14 protein-coding genes and 1 tRNA gene are annotated in these 17,417 nt (G+C 67.6%); 12 read left to right on the top strand and 3 right to left on the bottom strand.

The window, feature by feature from the left end; genetic code table 11:
- Window positions 1–56 precede the first annotated feature (56 nt).
- Complete coding sequence (locus tag AC3FJ6_RS25265; protein ID WP_488774213.1) at window positions 57–950, top strand: DMT family transporter; 894 nt, start codon at window positions 57–59, stop codon at window positions 948–950.
- Between the two features lie 98 nt (window positions 951–1,048).
- Here the strand turns inward: AC3FJ6_RS25265 and AC3FJ6_RS25260 are convergent, their stop codons facing one another.
- A complete protein-coding gene (locus tag AC3FJ6_RS25260) occupies window positions 1,049–1,288 on the bottom strand; it encodes a hypothetical protein (RefSeq protein WP_488774212.1) in 240 nt (79 codons plus the stop codon).
- A 367-nt stretch (window positions 1,289–1,655) separates the two neighbouring features.
- On the opposite strand from AC3FJ6_RS25260, the gene AC3FJ6_RS25255 reads away from it, so the two are divergent.
- On the top strand, window positions 1,656–1,883 hold the full coding sequence (locus AC3FJ6_RS25255; RefSeq protein WP_488774211.1) for a DUF3079 domain-containing protein: 228 nt from the start codon (window positions 1,656–1,658) through the stop codon (window positions 1,881–1,883).
- Window positions 1,884–1,984: 101 nt separating this feature from the next.
- Here the strand turns inward: AC3FJ6_RS25255 and AC3FJ6_RS25250 are convergent, their stop codons facing one another.
- Window positions 1,985–2,335 carry a mechanosensitive ion channel protein MscS gene (locus AC3FJ6_RS25250; protein WP_400397142.1) on the bottom strand — a complete coding sequence of 117 codons (351 nt, stop codon included), beginning with the start codon at window positions 2,333–2,335 and terminating at the stop codon, window positions 1,985–1,987.
- A gap of 336 nt (window positions 2,336–2,671) precedes the next feature.
- Here AC3FJ6_RS25250 and AC3FJ6_RS25245 point away from each other — a divergent pair, with 336 nt between their 5' ends.
- On the top strand, window positions 2,672–3,592 hold the full coding sequence (locus tag AC3FJ6_RS25245; protein ID WP_488774210.1) for a metal-dependent hydrolase: 921 nt from the start codon (window positions 2,672–2,674) through the stop codon (window positions 3,590–3,592).
- Between the two features lie 98 nt (window positions 3,593–3,690).
- On the opposite strand, the gene AC3FJ6_RS25240 is transcribed toward AC3FJ6_RS25245, so the two are convergent.
- Window positions 3,691–5,394, bottom strand: a complete 1,704-nt coding sequence (locus AC3FJ6_RS25240) for a hypothetical protein (RefSeq protein ID WP_488774209.1) — start codon at window positions 5,392–5,394, stop codon at window positions 3,691–3,693.
- 404 nt (window positions 5,395–5,798) lie between these two features.
- Here AC3FJ6_RS25240 and fdnG point away from each other — a divergent pair, with 404 nt between their 5' ends.
- The 9 genes from fdnG to selD all read left to right on the top strand — a co-directional run bounded on the left by fdnG (window position 5,799) and on the right by selD (window position 17,298).
- Window positions 5,799–8,867, top strand: coding sequence for a formate dehydrogenase-N subunit alpha (gene fdnG, locus AC3FJ6_RS25235; RefSeq protein ID WP_488774208.1), 3,069 nt, complete (start codon window positions 5,799–5,801; stop codon window positions 8,865–8,867).
- A gap of 9 nt (window positions 8,868–8,876) precedes the next feature.
- Window positions 8,877–9,851, top strand: a complete 975-nt coding sequence (fdxH, locus tag AC3FJ6_RS25230; RefSeq protein ID WP_488774207.1) for a formate dehydrogenase subunit beta — start codon at window positions 8,877–8,879, stop codon at window positions 9,849–9,851.
- Window positions 9,838–10,482 carry a formate dehydrogenase subunit gamma gene (locus AC3FJ6_RS25225; RefSeq protein ID WP_400393667.1) on the top strand — a complete coding sequence of 215 codons (645 nt, stop codon included), beginning with the start codon at window positions 9,838–9,840 and terminating at the stop codon, window positions 10,480–10,482. The genes fdxH and AC3FJ6_RS25225 overlap by 14 nt, the downstream gene beginning before the upstream one ends.
- A 60-nt stretch (window positions 10,483–10,542) precedes the next feature.
- Window positions 10,543–11,508 (top strand): formate dehydrogenase accessory protein FdhE, encoded by a 966-nt coding sequence (gene fdhE / locus AC3FJ6_RS25220; RefSeq protein WP_488774206.1) that lies wholly within the window; start codon window positions 10,543–10,545, stop codon window positions 11,506–11,508.
- Window positions 11,505–12,944 carry an L-seryl-tRNA(Sec) selenium transferase gene (selA, locus tag AC3FJ6_RS25215; protein ID WP_488774205.1) on the top strand — a complete coding sequence of 480 codons (1,440 nt, stop codon included), beginning with the start codon at window positions 11,505–11,507 and terminating at the stop codon, window positions 12,942–12,944. The genes fdhE and selA overlap by 4 nt, the downstream gene beginning before the upstream one ends.
- Window positions 12,941–14,866 (top strand): selenocysteine-specific translation elongation factor, encoded by a 1,926-nt coding sequence (selB, locus tag AC3FJ6_RS25210; RefSeq protein WP_488774204.1) that lies wholly within the window; start codon window positions 12,941–12,943, stop codon window positions 14,864–14,866. Before selA ends, selB begins: the two co-directional genes overlap by 4 nt.
- Window positions 14,867–14,875: 9 nt before the next feature.
- Window positions 14,876–14,971, top strand: a tRNA-Sec gene (locus tag AC3FJ6_RS25205).
- Between the two features lie 111 nt (window positions 14,972–15,082).
- Window positions 15,083–16,231 carry a transglutaminase-like domain-containing protein gene (locus tag AC3FJ6_RS25200; RefSeq protein WP_488774203.1) on the top strand — a complete coding sequence of 383 codons (1,149 nt, stop codon included), beginning with the start codon at window positions 15,083–15,085 and terminating at the stop codon, window positions 16,229–16,231.
- Complete coding sequence (selD, locus tag AC3FJ6_RS25195) at window positions 16,231–17,298, top strand: selenide, water dikinase SelD (protein ID WP_488774202.1); 1,068 nt, start codon at window positions 16,231–16,233, stop codon at window positions 17,296–17,298. The genes AC3FJ6_RS25200 and selD overlap by 1 nt, the downstream gene beginning before the upstream one ends.
- The last annotated feature ends 119 nt before the right edge of the window (window positions 17,299–17,417 follow it).

Genomic DNA, 17,417 nt, shown 5'->3' with positions numbered 1-17,417 from the left:
CCGATGTTATCGTTGCGCCTGATCCCCGCCATGGCCGCCGTCCGGGCCCCTCGTCCATGCCAGAACGCACGTTGCAGGCGCCGGCCACCCCGCTCTGGCTGCGCGTCGCGCCCGCCCTGTTCCTGCTGCTGTGGTCCTGCGGCTTCGTCTTTCTGAAGCTGGGCCTGCAGTATGCCGATCCGCTGACATTCCTAGCGCTGCGCTACGCCTGCGTGGTGGCGCTGCTGATCGGCCCCTGCCTGTGGCTGCGCCCACCGATGCCGCGCGGCCTGGCGCCCTGGCTGCATCTGGCGATGATTGGCCTGCTGATCCAGGCCGGCTATTTTGCGTGCACCTATCTAAGCCTCAAGCTCGGCATGTCGGCGGGCGCGGTGGCGCTGGTCACGTCGCAACAGCCGATCCTGATCGGGCTGCTGGCGCCAGCCATCGCCGGCGAGCGCGTGGACCGCGTGCGGTGGGCGGGGCTGGCGCTCGGGGTGGCCGGTGCCGTGATGGTCATCACGGCCAGGTCCCCGGTGCAGATGACGTCGCCGCTGGGCCTCACTTTCGCGCTGCTGGCGCTGCTGGCAATGACCAGCGGCACGCTATGGGAAAAACGCTTCGGCGCGCCTGTGCATCCGGTACTGGCCAACACCGTGCAGTACACCGTGGCGTTGCTGGTCACCGCCCCGCTGGCCTGGTGGCTGGAACCGATGCACGTGCAATGGACGCCAGGCCTGTTCGGGTCGCTGGCGTACCTGGTCGTCGGCAACTCGCTGGTGGCGATCTCGCTGCTGCTGGCGATGATCCGGCATGGCGAGGCGTCGCGCGTGTCGGCGCTGTTCTTCCTGGTGCCCCCGGCCACGGCGGTCATCGCGTTCGTCCTGCTTGGCGAATCGCTGGCGCCGATGGCCTGGCCCGGCATGGCCATCGCGGCGGCGGGGCTATATCTTGTAATGCGCCGGCGCTAGAGATCTCGCGGCCCAGGGCGGCGGCCCAGGGCGGAAGCCATGCAAAAGCGGGCCACGCGGGCCCGCCCTTTACTGCCTGTGCGCCAACCGGTTCGGGCTCAGCGCGAAGAGCTGCCCGAAGTGGCGCCGCTGCCGCTGGTGCTGCCGCTCGAGCTGCCGCTGGGGGCCGAGCCATAGCCGCCGCCGTAATGGCCGCTGCGCGAGCCCGAATCGGTCGGGGTCACGGCGCCGGAGCCTGCCACCGAGCCGGAGCCCGTACCACTGCCAGCTGCCGTACAGCCGCCGAGCATCATCATCACCAGGGCCAGTGCTGCTGCCGTCGTTGTCGTCTTCCGCATGGTTTCCTCCATCGAACCGTTAGTCACCCCCCCAGCCCGGGCGGAAGCACAAGGGGACTCCCCCGCCTGTCACGCAAACGCCGTTCCAGTGTCCGGGTGCGCACGACGACAGACATTTCGTCATCCTGCAGTCAGGCAAGGCACCGCCGGATGGCAGCGGCTACTCACGGTTGTAAGCATTGCCCGGGACGGCGGCTGTGCATGGGCTGCTTACTTCAGAGAGGCGGCCGTGGGCTGATTCCACGTCGTGGATCTGCGTTTGATGCAGCGCAAAGCGAATAGCCATATCGCCAAATTCTCGTGATGAACGGACTACGATCGGATGGCGTCGGCGTGCGCCATTACCCCGCACGTCCGCCTATTCGCCATGGCCAAGAAATTTCCGATTCATCCGAAACATCCCGAGCGCATCTGCTGGGGCTGCGACAAGTACTGCGCGGTCGATGCCATGGGCTGCGGCAACGGGTCGAGCCGGACGCAGCATCCGATGGAACTGCTGGGCGCCGACTGGTACGAACACGGCGACTGGGGCATCGACGTCGAGCATGCGCCCGCGCCATCGGCTGCCCCTGCCCCCGCCAAAGGTTCGACCTGAGGCCGCAGTCCTGCCGCTTCAGATACCCCTCGGGCAGCGCCGGCCGACGAGGGCCGGCGTCGATCCGGCCCACGGCGACGGTTTTGCCTGTACTGCCTGCCTCAATAGCCGTAGTACTGCTGCGGCGGGGCGTACTGCACCGGCGCCGGACGGCCGCACGGCACGTAGCCACCCTGGTAGTTGCTATAGCAGTAGCCCGGCGGCACGGCCGGCGCGGCATAGGCCACCGGCTGCGGCGGCGCGTAGACCGGCGCCGGCGCGGCGTAGACCGGCTGGCTGCTGGCCACCAGCGCGCCCAGCGCCAGGCCTGCCACGGCCGCCACCGCAATGGCGGCACCTGCCGAAGATCCGCCACCGCCACGGTGATAGCGGTCGTGGGCCGAGGCGGTCCCGGCGACCAGCATGGCGGCACTCAGGACAGCGATACCGGTGTAACGAATCGACTTGCGCATCTTTCACTCCTTCAGTCGGGCCAACCTTGGCCCTCTCTACGGAATGCATGATGGACGCCCGATGATTACAGTGGGTTACGCCGTCGTGAGCAGATGTAAGCGCAGGGAGACATCGCTGCCCGCCGGACGGCCTGCCCGCGCGCACGGATCGCCGTTTCTTGAATTTGGCGTTACAACTTCCTGCGGCGTCCGGCCCGGCCCTGCTGGGAAACGCCGGTTGACAGCGCATCGGCGCATGCAAATACTCCACCTCGCAACGCCTCAGTGCCTGCGCGAATCCCCCCCTGAAGCGGTGCGGTTTTGGCAATGTCGAGACAAATTCAACCAGGGACGACCATGATCACACGCCGCCTTCCGGGGCTTTCGCGCCTGCCATCCTGTGCGCCACGCCTGCTGCTGGCTGGCGCCATCGGGCTGCTCGGCGCCTGCGCCACCAGTGTTTCGCCTCCACCCGTGCCGGCACAGCCGGCCGCCGCGGCCACGGCCACGGCGCCAGTGGCCGCGGGCAAGACCGAAGTCCTGTGGCTGGGCCAGTCGGCCATGCGCATCACAACGCCGGGCGGCAAGGTCATCGTCGTCGACCCATGGCTGACCGGCAATCCGAAGACGCCCGCCGAATACAAGCAGTTGACCGCGCTGGGCAAGGTCGACCTGATCCTGGTCACGCACGCGCATGGCGACCACCTGGGCGATGCCGTCGCGCTGGCAAAGCTCACCAACGCACCGCTGTGGAATGCCGGCGGCCTGAGCCAGCAGCTGGTTACGCTGGGACAATTGCCGGCCACCCAGGCCATGCGCTTCGGCAAGAGCGGCACCATCGCACCGCTGGGCGACAACGGTCCGAAAATCACGGCCGTGCACGCCGAGCATTCGTCGGAACTGGTCTGGAAGAATCCCGCCACCGGCAAGGACGAAACCCATTACGGCGGCGAGCCCGTGGGCTACATCATCGAGATGGAGAACGGCTTCAAGATCTGGCACATGGGCGATACGGGGCTCTACGGCGACATGATGATGGTGGCCGACCGCTACAAGCCCGACCTGGTGCTGATCCCGATCGGCGGCCACTTCACGATGGGCCCGCAGGACGCCGCCATCGCGCTGCGCGACTTCATCCGGCCCAGGTACGCGATCCCCATGCACTACGGCACCAGCCCGATGCTGCGCGGCACGCCCGCCGAACTGAAGACGGCGCTCGGTACATCGGCCGCCACGGCGGTGATCGTGCCGGAACCGGGGCAGAAGGTGGATTTTTGATGGGGGGGTGTCCGACCGCAGCTGAAGAAAGAAAAAACCCGCTGCGAAAGCGGGTTTTTTCGTTTCAGGCATTGGGCCGTCAGGCCGTTGTCAGGCCATCACTTCGGCCGGTTCACGGAGATGTCGAAATACGGTTTCGTCACGTGCAGACCAAGATTCACACCGATGCCGGTGTTGCCCAGCGTCAGCTGGACCGCCTCGTCGGCACCCACGCTGCGAGCGCGATAGCGCAAGCCGGTCAGCGGATAGTTCTGCCGCCACATGTCCAGACGATTGTCTTCGATACGGGTACGGGTGTACGTGCCATTCACGGTGTCGACCGAGGTGATGCGGGTCGATGCCTTCGTGAACTGGCTCGACATGTCGCCGAAGGTGACATAGTCCCAGTAGGCATTGGTCGCACCCACTACCGGCAGGTCGCGTGAAACCTGCTTGGTGGCGATCATCAGCCCGGTCTGCTGGCTGATTACCGCCGTCACCTGGCCGTCAGTCCCCTTGAATGCCACGCCTACGCTGGTGCCCGTCACATCGGTAATCAGGAAGTAGCCTCCCGGCTGTTTCGTAACGGTAGACAGTTCATTGCCAGTCCAGGCCGCGCACGCATTGTCGTCGTTGCAGGTCGAACCGGCCGTCATCTTGCCATTGGCATCCAGCGTGAAGGTCGCACGCGCTGTCGTAAAGCTGGCGCCACCCGCACCAACCATTGCGAAGGCGTTCCAGTTGCCTGCAAGTTCTGCCAGGGACAACTGCTGAACTGGGACGATCACGGCCGGCGCACCATTGGGCGCGGAGACCGTCCCTGCGCTCGGCATCGCCAGGGCAATGCCCGCCGACGACACCAGCATGCTGAAGGCGTTGTTATCGACATCGAAGCGGCATGCTTCGCCGGAAGCCGGCGACATTGCCAGCGAAGCAACCGTCGCCAGCGGGGCCACGACGTTTGCCGGCACGTTTGTCATGGCTTTGGGCGTCAGCGTCAGCGCCTTGGCATCGATCGACAATGCACCGACCGTACCCCCTGGGGCCAGCAACACGTAGTCGCCGGTCCGCAGCCCGGCGCATGTTGCCGAAGCGGTCTTCAGGATCGTGCCGATGGCCTCGGAGCCCGCATTGCTGCCGATGGCGGTCGCCAGGTCCGCCACCGTTGCCCGGGACGTGGCAAGCCGATCACGCAATTGGTCGAGCAACTGGTCCATGGCGTTGCCAGGCTTGCCGTTGTTGGCGGCAACCAAGGCCCCCTTGAGCGGGTCCACGCCAGCCAGGTCAACCACGCCAGTCAGCGTCAGGCGCACCGTATCGGTCGCCGTCGACAGGCTGGACGCCGTCAGGCGCGCCTGGGCGGCGGCATCGAACTGGCTGAAAAACTTGTCGGTACTGCCCTGAGCGAGCGCAGCAGTCAGCAATTCCGTGAACGGCGAGACATTTGCCGTGACGCTGGTTCCCGAACCCGCTTCCACGACCGAATGAAGGACCGTGCCGTCCGCCGCCGTCGCGCTCAGCACGCAGGGGCGGGTGGCATTGTCGATATTGATCGTGAACGTGCCGTCGGAAGCGGTCACCGCGCTGCCGCCGCCGGATGCGCACTTGGCGGTTACCGTCACGTTGGCCATGGCGGCACCGGTCGCTGCCGTACCACTGATTTTGGTCGTGGTGGCCGCAGGCGTCGCTGTGCCGCCGTTGCCGCCGTTGCCGCCATCCCCTCCACCCCCGCACGCCGTCAGCACGACAGCGGCCAGACCCGTCAAAAGAAGTCTCGATTTCATCCCTGTTGTCTCTTTCTTTGGTTGATTTCGACGCGCCACGTGCCAGGTTCTTCCGGCCTGGGCTGCCCCGGACCGACTGGCGCGCCTAATACATCACACGCAGGCTTTATGCAACCGCATTACCAGGCGGCGTGGAGTGTGTCCGACTCGACTTGCGCCGCATAACCCACATCAGGGGCATTGACAGGTGACGAATTTGTAATATTTGGCATACATAGTTGTTACATTTTTGATGCAGTGCGCGCTGCATGAGCCGATTTCGAACGGCCGTGGGCCATGGCCCCCGTAGCGCCCACGCGTAAAGCCATATGTGACGCGGAAGATAGCCCTTCCCGTCACAATCCCGCACCGCACATAGCGAAAACGCCACTATTGCCTATACTCGTCTTGTCCTCGCAGAACGTCCATGACCGGACGGCGGTCCGGTCCCAGGAGGTGTACCCATGGTTACGATGAACCGCCGACAGTTCCTGAAGTTCACGGGAGCGTCGCTGGCGGGGTCAAGCCTGGCGCTGATCGGGTTCGCGCCCGACGTGGCGCTGGCGGAGGTGCGGGCCTACAAGCTGGCGCGCACCACCGAGACCCGCAATACATGTCCCTATTGCTCGGTGGCGTGTGGGCTGCTGATGTACAGCCTTGGCGACAATGCCAAGAACGCGAAGGCCAGCATCATCCATATCGAAGGCGACCCCGATCACCCGGTGAACCGCGGCACGCTGTGCCCCAAGGGGGCCGGCCTGATCGACTTCATCCATAGTCCCAACCGCCTGCAATACCCCGAGTACCGCGCGCCGGGCTCTGACAAGTGGCAGCGCATGACGTGGGACGACGCGCTGGACCGCATCGCCAAGCTGATGAAGCAGGACCGCGACGCCAACTTCATCGAGAAGAACGAGCAGGGCGCCACGGTCAACCGCTGGCTCAGTACCGCGATGCTGGCGGCGTCCGCCAGCAGCAACGAGGTGGGTTACATCACGCACAAGACTATCCGCAGTCTTGGCATGCTGGGATTCGACAACCAGGCTCGTGTCTGACACGGCCCGACGGTGGCAGGTCTTGCCCCGACGTTTGGCCGTGGCGCGATGACGAACCATTGGGTCGACATCAAGAACGCGGACGTCATCCTGATCATGGGCGGCAATGCCGCCGAGGCACACCCGTGCGGATTCAAGTGGGTCACCGAGGCCAAGGCGCACAACAAGGCGCGGCTGATCGTGGTGGACCCGCGCTTCACGCGGTCGGCGTCGGTGGCGGACTACTACGTGCAGATCCGCACCGGCACCGACATCGTGTTCCTGGGCGGCGTGATCCGCTGGCTGCTGGAAAACGACAAGATCCAGCACGAGTACGTGAAGAACTACACGGACATGTCGTTCATCGTCCGCGAGGATTACCAGTTCAAGGACGGCATCTTCTCGGGCTACGACGCCGAGAAGCGCCACTACCTCAAGGAAACCTGGGACTGGGAAATGGGCGACGACGGGTTCGTGAAGACCGACCCCACGCTGGCCCACCCGCGTTGCGTCTACCAGTTGCTGAAGGCCCACTACGCGCGCTATACGCCGGAGATGGTGGAACGCGTCTGCGGCACGCCGCAGGACAGGTTCCTGAAGGTCTGCGAGATGATGGCCTCGACGGCCACGCCCGACCGCGCCATGACGATCATGTACGCGCTGGGCTGGACGCAGCACTCGATCGGCTCGCAGATGATCCGCACCGGCGCCATGGTGCAGCTGCTGCTGGGCAATATCGGCATTGCCGGCGGCGGCATGAACGCGCTGCGCGGGCACTCGAACATCCAGGGCCTGACCGACCTGGGCCTGATGACCAACCTGCTGCCCGGGTACCTGACGCTGCCGTCAGACTCCGAGACGGACTACGGCAAGTACATCGAGGCCCGCTCGTTCAAGCCGCTGCGGCCCAACCAGCTCAGCTACTGGCAGAACTACGGCAAGTTCCACGTGAGCCTGATGAAGGCCTGGTGGGGGCCGGCGGCCACCAGGGACAACAACTGGGCATTCGACTACCTGCCCAAGCTCGACAAGCCATACGACATGCTGCAGGTGTTCGAGATGATGAACGCCGGGCGCATCAACGGCTACATCCTGCAGGGCTTCAACCCGCTGGCGGCGGCGCCCAACAAGGCCAAGCTGCTCAAGGGCCTGAGCCAGCTCAAGTTCATGGTGGTGATGGACCCGCTGGCCACCGAGACCAGCGAATTCTGGCGAAATTACGGCGAATCGAACAACGTCGATTCGAAGTCGATCCAGACCGAGGTGTTCCGCCTGCCCACCACCTGCTTTGCCGAGGAAAACGGCGCGCTGGTCAATTCGTCGCGCTGGCTGCAATGGCACTGGCAGGGCGCCGATCCGCCGGGCGAGGCGCGCAGCGACATCGAGATCATGGCGGCGCTGTGGCTGCGCATCCGCGCCATGTACCAGAAGGAAGGCGGCAAGTATCCCGATCCGATCGTCAACCTCTGGTGGCCCTATGCGGTGCCGCACTCGCCTTCGCCCGAGGAACTGGCCAAGGAGTATTCGGGCAGGGCCCTGACCGACCTGGTGGACCCGAAGGACCCGACCAAGGTGGTGCGCAAGGCCGGCGAGCAGCTCAACAGCTTTGGCGAGCTGCAGGCCGACGGCAGCACCATGAGCGGCTGCTGGATCTACTGCGGGTCGTGGACGCAGGCCGGCAACCAGATGGCCAAGCGCGACAACAGCGACCCCACCGGCATCGGCCAGAACCTGAACTGGTCGTGGGCCTGGCCGGCCAACCGCCGCGTGCTGTACAACCGCGCGTCGTGCGACGTGAGCGGCAAGCCGTTCAATCCGGCGCGCAAGCTGATCGCGTGGAACGGCAAGAGCTGGACCGGTTTCGACACGCCCGACTTCAAGCTCGACGAAGACCCGGCCAACGGCATGGGCCCGTTCATCATGCAGGCCGAAGGCGTGGCGCGGTTCTTTGCGCGGCAGACCATGGTGGAGGGGCCGTTCCCCGAGCACTACGAGCCGTTCGAGAACCCGCTTGGCTACAACCCGCTCAATGGCAAGGACTCCAAGGTCATCAGCAACCCGGCGGCGCGCGTGTTCAAGGACGACTGGGCGCAGTTCGGCAAGCCCGATGCCTATCCGGTCATCGCCACCACGTATCGCCTGACCGAGCACTTCCACTACTGGACCAAGCACGCGCGCATCAACGCCATCCTGCAGCCCGAACAGTTCGTGGAAATTGGCGAGGAACTGGCCAAACAGGTGGGCGTCAAGGCCGGCGACCGCGTCAAGGTGACGTCGATGCGCGGCTACATCCGCGCCGTGGCGCTGGTGACCAAGCGCATCAAGCCGTTCAGGATCGATGGCAAGACCGTGCACATGGTTGGCATACCGCTGCACTGGGGCTTTACCGGGCTGACCAAGCCGGGCTTCCTGGCCAACACGCTGACGCCGTTCGTCGGCGACGGCAACACCCAGACGCCCGAGTTCAAGTCGTTCATGGTCAAGGTCGAACGGGCATAGGAGACCGACATGGCACTACAGTCCCTGGATATCGTGCGCCGGTCGGCCACCACCACGCCGTCGCCCAGCGTGCGCGAGCCCGTGACGGGCAGCGTGGCCAAGCTGATCGACACCACCAAGTGCATCGGCTGCAAGGCCTGCCAGGCGGCGTGCATGGAGTGGAACGACCTGCGCGGCGATGTGGGCACCAACGTGGGCGTCTATGACAATCCGGCCGACCTGGACGAGCATACGTGGACGCTTATGCGGTTTGCCGAGTACGAGAACCCGAACGGCAATCTCGAATGGCTGATCCGCAAGGACGGCTGCATGCACTGCGAGGACCCGGGCTGCCTGAAGGCCTGCCCGGCGCCGGGCGCCATCGTGCAGTACGCGAACGGCATCGTCGACTTCCACGAGGAAAACTGCATTGGCTGCGGCTATTGCATCACGGGCTGCCCGTTCAACATCCCGCGCATCTCCAAGCAGGACCACAAGGCCTACAAGTGCACGCTGTGCTCCGACCGCGTGGCCGTGGGCCAGGAGCCGGCCTGCGTGAAGACCTGCCCGACCGGCGCCATCGTGTTCGGCACCAAGACCGACATGATCCAGCATGCCGAGGAACGCATCGTCGACCTGAAGTCGCGCGGCTTCGAGAAGGCCGGCCTGTACAACCCGGCCGGCGTGTCGGGCACCCACGTGATGTACGTACTGCACCATGCCGACCAGCCGAGCCTGTACCACGGCCTGCCCGACGATCCGCATATCAGCCCGCTGGTGAGCCTGTGGAAGGGCCTGGCCAAGCCGCTGGCGGTGGCCGGCATGGCCATCGCGGCGCTGGCCGGCTTCTTCCACTACATCCGCGTGGGCCCGAACGAGACCGGCCCCGAGGATGAAGCGGCGGCCGAGGACGAGATCGTGCGCTGGGGCCGCGACAACCCCCGGCCGCGCGGCACGCCCGATGAAGTGGTGCCCCCCGAGGAGGTCCGCGATGAGAATCGATAAGCGCCGCGAGGCAACCATCCGCCGCTACACCGCGGGCGAACGCACCAACCACTGGATCGTCGCGCTCACGTTCGTGCTGCTGGCGCTGTCCGGACTGGCATTGTTCCATCCGTCGATGTTCTGGATGAGCGCGCTGTTCGGCGGTGGCACCTGGACGCGCATCCTGCACCCGTTCCTGGGCGTGGTGATGTTCCTGGCCTTCCTGATCCTGGCCGTGAAGTTCTGGCACCACAACCTGCTGACATGGAGCGACCGCGAATGGCTGCGCCACGGACGCGACGTCCTGACCAACCACGAGGAAAACCTGCCCGACGTGGGCCGCTACAACGCCGGCCAGAAGCTGCTGTTCTTCCTGATGGTGGGCTGCCTGGTGCTGTTGCTGCTGAGCGGCATCGTCATCTGGCGCACCTACTTCTCGGCGTTCTTCCCGATCTGGGCCCTGCGGGTGGCGTCGGTCGTGCATGCCGTTTGCGCCTTCGCGCTGATTTGCGGCATCATTGTCCACATCTATGCAGCCGTATGGGTCAAGGGTTCCGTGCAGGCCATGACGCGCGGAACGGTCACGCCCGGCTGGGCGTGGAAACATCATCGCACCTGGTTCCGGGAGACCTTCCGGCCGGGCGACAAATAGCGGGCCGGTGGCGGGAAGCCGATACGCCAGACACGCCGGACTGCCAGAGGATGACGACGGATGGTGCAGCGCATTCTGGAGCCGGCGGAAATCGAATCGATCGACCACATCGCCATCGCGCGTGTGCGGCTGCCCGATCGCGCGGAGGTGTTTGCCGCGCGGGCCCAGCGGCTGCGCCAGCTGGCGCCCGGCAACCCGATCGGCCCCTACCTGCTGCTGATGGCCGCCGTGGCCGACGCGCAGCATGTGGTGGCGCAGTCGCTCGCCGGGTCTCCCGGTTTCGCGGCCCTCACCCCCGCAGCCATCGACCGTGCTGGCGAGCACTGCATGCCGCTGCTGCCCGCGCAGGACGCCGGCGCGCCCCATGCGGCCGCCGCGCTGTTCGACCGGCTGGCCACCACCTGCCCTGAACTCGCGGCCCCGCTGGCAACCCTGCGTGCGATGCCGGCCGATGCGCTGGCCAACGCCGTGCAGGGGCTGCTGGGGCTGCGCCATGCGGCCGACAGCCCCATCGACACCGCCACCGCGCCGCTGCTGATGGCGGCCCTGCAACTGGACCGCACCGTGCTGGCCAGCCAACTGCGCGAGCAGGACCTGCCGATGCTGGACGTCCACACGGTCTGCCCGGTCTGCGGCACGCCGCCGGTGGCCAGCATCGTGCGCATCGGCGGGCGCTACCAGGGGCTGCGCTATCTGCACTGCGGCCTGTGCGCCACCGAATGGCACATGGTGCGCGTCAAGTGCAGCCATTGCGAAACCACCGAGGGCATCAGCTACTACGCCGTCGAAGGCCAGGGCGACGCGCTCAAGGCCGAGACCTGCGGGCAATGCCATCACTACCGCAAGATCGCCTACATGGAGAAGGACCCGATGGTCGAGCCGCTGGCCGACGACCTGGCCTCTCTGGCGCTCGACGTGATGATGGGCGAAGCGGGCTTCGGCCGCGCCAACGGCAACCCGCTGCTATGGCTGGCCGATGACGAAGACGGTGACGGCGGCGTGGCGATGCCGGAGGCGCGCGGATGAACGACACCGTGTCGATGCCCGCCCGCCCCGCAGACATCCCATCGGTCGACCGCGTGCTGCGGCTGCCGGGCCTGCAGCCGTTGCTGGACCGCTACGGCCGGGCACCGGCCACCAGCGCCCTGCGCCGCCTGCTCGACGCGCTGCGCGCCCAGGCCGTGGCCGGGCAGCTCGCGCGCCAGGCCATCGGCGACGACGCGCTGTGCGCGGCCCTGGCCGCGCAACTGGCACGCGACGCCGAGCCGCGCATGCGCGCCGTGTTCAACCTGACGGGCACCGTGCTGCATACCAACCTGGGCCGGGCACTGCTGCCCGACGGCGCCGTGCAGGCGGTCGTCCGCGCCATGACCACGCCGGCCAATCTCGAATTCGACCTGGACACCGGCGGCCGTGGCGACCGCGACGATCTGGTCGCCGACCTGCTGTGCGAACTGACCGGCGCGCAGGCCGCCACGGTGGTCAACAACAACGCGGCGGCCGTGCTGCTGATGCTCAACACGCTGGCGCAGCGGCGGGAGGTGGTGGTATCGCGCGGCGAACTGGTGGAAATCGGCGGCGCCTTCCGCATTCCCGATGTCATGCAGCGCGCCGGCGTCAAGCTGGTGGAGATCGGCACGACCAACCGCACGCATCCGCACGACTACGCCAACGCCATTGGCGCACGTACCGCGCTGCTGATGAAGGTGCATTGCAGCAACTACGAGATCACGGGCTTCACGCGCAGCGTGGAGGTGGCCGACGTGGCGCGCATTGCCCAGCCGCTGGGCCTGCCCGTGGTGGTGGATCTGGGCAGCGGCACGCTGACCGACCTCTCCCAGTGGGGCCTGCCGCGCGAGACCACGGTGCGCGAGACCATCGCCGCAGGCGCGGACCTGGTCACCTTTAGCGGCGACAAGCTGCTGGGCGGCCCCCAGGCCGGCCTGATCGTCGGACGAGCCGACCTGATCGCGAAGATCAAGAAGAACCCGCTCAAGCGCGCGCTGCGCGTGGGCAAGCTCACGCTCGCCGCGCTGGAGCCGGTGCTGCGGCTGTATCGCGATCCGGACACGCTGGTGCAGTCGCTGCCCACGCTGCGCCTGCTGGCGCGGCCGTCCGGCGAGATGGCGGCCATGGCCGAGCGCCTGCGGCCCGTGGTCCAGGCGCCGTTGGGCGATGGCTGGCAGGTCGCGGCCGTTCCCATGGTCAGCCAGATCGGCAGCGGAGCGATGCCCGGCGGGCAACTGGCCAGCTTCGGGCTGGTCAGTTGCCCGCGCGACGCCGGCAAGCGTACCGGCCGGCGTCTGCAGCAGCTGGAAGCCGCGCTGCGCGCGCTGCCGCGCCCGGTGATCGGCCGCGTCAGCGAAGACGCGCTATGGCTGGACCTGCGCTGCCTGGAAGCTGGGGACGAAGCCGCGTTCGCGGCGCAGTGGCCCCTGCTGGCGGAGGCGCTGCGTTCATGATCGTCGGCACGGCCGGACATATCGATCACGGCAAGACCACGCTGGTGCGCGCGCTGACCGGCGTCGATACCGATCGGCTCAAGGAAGAGAAGGCGCGCGGCATCTCGATCGAGCTTGGCTATGCCTACACGCCGCTGCCGGATGGCGACGTGCTCGGCTATATCGACGTGCCCGGCCACGAACGCCTGATTCATACGATGGCCGCCGGGGCCAGCGGCATCGACCTGGCCCTGCTGGTGGTGGCCGCCGATGATGGCGTCATGCCGCAGACGCGCGAGCACCTGGCCATCGTCGAGCGACTGGGCGTGCCGCGCGCCGTGGTGGCACTGACCAAGGCCGACCGGGCCGATGCCACGCAGCTGGCCAGCGTGCGCGGCGAGATCGAGGCGCTGCTGGCCGGCACCCCCTATGCCGGCGCCGACGTGTTCCCGCTCAATGCCACCGACGATGCCGATCCCGGCGTCGCGGCGCTGCGCACATGGCTGCAGGACACCGCGCAGCATACGCCGGCCCATGGCGCCGACGGGCTGTTCCGCCTGGCGGTGGATCGCGTGTTCACGCTGGGCGGTCATGGCACGGTCGTCACCGGCACCGTGTTCGGCGGCCGGGTGGCGGTGGGCGACGTGATGCAGGTGGCGCCGTCGGGCCTGCCCGCCCGCGTGCGCAGCATCCACGCCCAGAACCGGCCGGCGGAGGCCGGCCTGGCGGGCCAGCGTTGCGCGCTGAACCTGGCCGGCATCGACAAGGCAGACATCCATCGCGGCGACTGGATCGTCGATCCGGCCCTGATGGCGCCGGTGACGCGCATCGACGTCCGGCTCACGCTGCATCCGGGCGCCGGTTCGCGGATCGGTCACTGGTCGCCGCTGCACGTCCATCTTGGCGCCGCGCATCGCATGGCCAATGCCGTGCTGCTCGACTGCGAAGCCCTGGAGCCAGGCGGCACGGCGCTGGCCCAGCTTGTATTCGCCGCGCCGGTCTGCGCGGTGGCCGGCGACCACTTCATCCTGCGCAATCCGCAGGCCACGCAGACCGTGGGCGGCGGCGTGGTGCTCGACAACGTCGCACCCGAGCGGCATCGTCGTGCGCCCGGGCGTCTTGCCTGGCTGCTGGCAGTGGAGCAAATGCTCGGCGGCGCCGGCATCCTGCCGTTGCTGGACCATGCGCCGCACGGCGTGGCCGAGGCCCGGCTGGTACGCCTGACAGGCCTGCCGGCCAGCGCCATGACGATGCCGCCCGCCGTGCTGCGTATCGGCGAGACGCTGATCCTGTCGCGCTATCTCGATACGCTGCGCAGCGGCGTGCTGGACACGGTGACGGCCTTCCATGCGCGCATGCCCGACGAGCCCGGTCTGGGCGCCGGTTCGCTGCGCCGGGTGGCATTTGCGGGCGCGCCGATTCCCGACGCGCTGTGGTCCGCCCTGCTCGACACGCTGCTGCAGCAGCATGCCGTGGAACGGCATGGCGGATGGCTGCGCCTGCCGGGCCACGCCATCACCTTCACCGATGCCGAACAGGCGCTGGCCGCGCAGTTGCTGCCGCGCGTGGCGGCGGGGGGCTTCGACCCGCCCTGGGTGCGCGAGCATGCGGTGGCGCTGGGCGCGCCCGAGGAACAGGTGCGCCAGGTGCTGCGCAAGCTGGCGCGCCAGGGCACGCTGCATCAGGTGGTGCGCGACCTGTTCTATGCCGAAGCGGCCATCGAAACCATGGCCCGGCTGTTCGGCACGATGGCCGCGGCGCAGGGCCACGTGGAGGTGATTGCGTTTCGCGATGCCGTGGGGCTGGGCCGCAAGCGCACGATCCAGGTTCTGGAGTTCTTTGATCGCGCGGGATACACTCGCCGCGTGGGCAATGCGCGCATGCTGCGCCCCGATAGTGAATGGCGCCCGCTGGCCACGCCTGCCCGGCCAGCGCCGTCATAGATCCGCAAGGGAAGGCATCCGTATCCGGTGATGCGGCCGGGCTTCAAACCCGGTTGGGGGCGCCAGCCGTTCCCAGGTAGGTTCGACTCCTGCTGCTTTCCGCCATTCCTCTTCGGTTTGCCGCCGATTTCCCTGTTGCCACGCGCATGACCTACCATGCATAAGCAGCGGTTGGGCATGTTTCGAGTCTCGAACTTCTCATCCAGAGGAATCATCATGGACAGACGCGCATTCCTGCGGCTGGGTGCCGCAGTACCGGTTTCCATTGGCGCGGGCGTCGGCCCGGCTTTCTGCGCCCCCTCCTCCGCCCCCTCCTCTCCCGCCGACCCGTATCCGGCCTCCGCCGGCTGGCGCGTCTACGAACTGACCACCGAAGTGCACCTGCCGGCCGCCGCGGCGCCGGCCACGGTGTGGCTGCCCGTCGCCGCCCCGCACCTTGGCGACTATCAGCGCACCGTATCGAACGAATGGATTGCGCCCGGCGCGCGGGCCCGGGCGGCGCGCACCGGGCGCTACGGCGTGGACATGTTGGTCATCGACTGGCCCACCGCCACGCACGGCGCACCACTGTCGGCCCGGCTCACCAGCACCGTGGCGCTGCGCGGCCGCGATGTCGATCTTGGCGCGGTACCGTCGCGCAATCCGGCGCGGTCGGCGCAAGCGGCGGATTCCGCTGCCACGCTGGCCGAGTATCGCCGGCCCACGCAACTGATGCCCACCGACGGCATCGTGCGCGACACCGCGCTGGCCATCACCGCTGGCCTGACCGACGACATGAGCCGCGCGCATGCCATCTACCAGTGGGTGGTGGACCATACCTGCCGCGACGCCAGCGTACGCGGCTGCGGCACCGGCGACGTGGTGACGATGCTCAAGACCGGCGGCATCATGCATGGCAAGTGCGCGGACATCAACGGCCTGTTCGTGGCACTGGCGCGCGCGGCTGGCATTCCGGCGCGCGATGCGTACGGTATCCGCGTGGACGATTCCCCGCGCGGCTTCCGCGCGCTCGGCAAGGCTGGCGACATCTCCAGGGCCCAGCATTGCCGGGCCGAGTTTTATGCCGCAGGCTATGGCTGGATTCCGGCCGATCCGGGCGATGTCCGCAAGGTGGCGCTCGAAGAGGTGCCGGGCGGCCTGCCGATGACGGACAGCAAGGTCCTGGCCGCCCGCGCGCTGCTGTTCGGCGCCTGGGAAGGCAACTGGGTAGCCTACAACCACGGCCATGACGTGCGTCTGCCCGGCAGCGGCCTGGCGCCGGTGCCCTTCCTGATGTATCCGCAGGCGAAGACCGTGGCCGGTACGCTGGACAGCCTGGACCCGGCGGCATTCGGCTATCGCATCGCGTCGCGGAGGGTGGCCTGATGACCGCATCGATCGAACACAGGGGTGGTGAAGTCCGCCTGACATCGCTGGCGCATGGCGGCGGCTGCGGCTGCAAGATCGCGCCGGGCGTGCTCGGCGACATCCTGCGCAACACGCGGCAATTTCCGGCGCCGCCGGGGCTGCTGGTGGGCATCGAGACCAGCGACGACGCGGCGGTGTACCGGCTCAACGATACGCAGGCGCTGGTGGCCACCACGGACTTCTTCATGCCCGTGGTGGACGACCCCTACGATTTCGGGCGCATTGCGGCCACCAATGCCATTTCCGATGTCTACGCGATGGGCGGCACGCCGATCATGGCGCTGGCGCTGGTGGGCATGCCCGTCGACAAGCTGTCGCCCGAGACCATCGGCAAGGTTCTGGAAGGCGGCCAATCGATCTGCGCGGCCGCCGGCATTCCGATTGCCGGCGGCCATTCGATCGACTCGGTCGAGCCGATCTATGGGCTGGTAGTCATGGGCCTGGTGCATCCCGACCGCGTCCGCCGCAATCGCGACGCGCGGGCCGGTGACGTGCTGGTGCTGGGCAAGCCGCTGGGGGTGGGCGTCTATTCGGCCGCCATCAGGAAGGAATCGCTGGACGACTACGGCTATCGGCAGATGATCGCCAGCACCACGCAGCTCAACACGCCCGGCAAGGCGCTGGGCGAACTCGACGGGGTGCACGCGATCACCGACGTGACCGGCTTTGGCCTGCTCGGCCACCTGCTGGAAGTCTGCCGGGGCAGCGGGCTGGGCGCTACCATCGACATGGCCCGCGTGCCCCTGCTGCCCGGCGTGGCGGCGCTGGCCGAAGGGGGCGCGGTCACGGGGGCTTCGCGGCGCAACTGGGCCAGCTACGGCCACGACGTCACGCTCGATGCCGGCGTGTCGCACGTCCAGCAGGCGCTGCTGACCGACCCGCAGACCAGCGGGGGATTGCTGGTCTCTTGCGCGCCCGATGCCGTCGACGCGGTGCTGGGCATCTTCCGCAAGGAAGGATTCGGGCACGCCGCGGTGATCGGCGCCATGGCCGAAGGCGATCCGCGCGTCACGGTGACGGGCTGATGGGGTGAGGGGGTGAGGGGGTGAGGGGCTGACGCGGCGCTGCCCTGGCGCGAAGCGATCACCCGCAGGCCCCCGCACGCGCAGGTTCCCGCACGTCGCGCACGCTGTGTGCGCTACCC

The sequence above is a fragment of the Cupriavidus sp. 94F1 genome (assembly GCF_057798875.1).
This window is presented reverse-complemented; position numbering and strand designations above follow the sequence as displayed.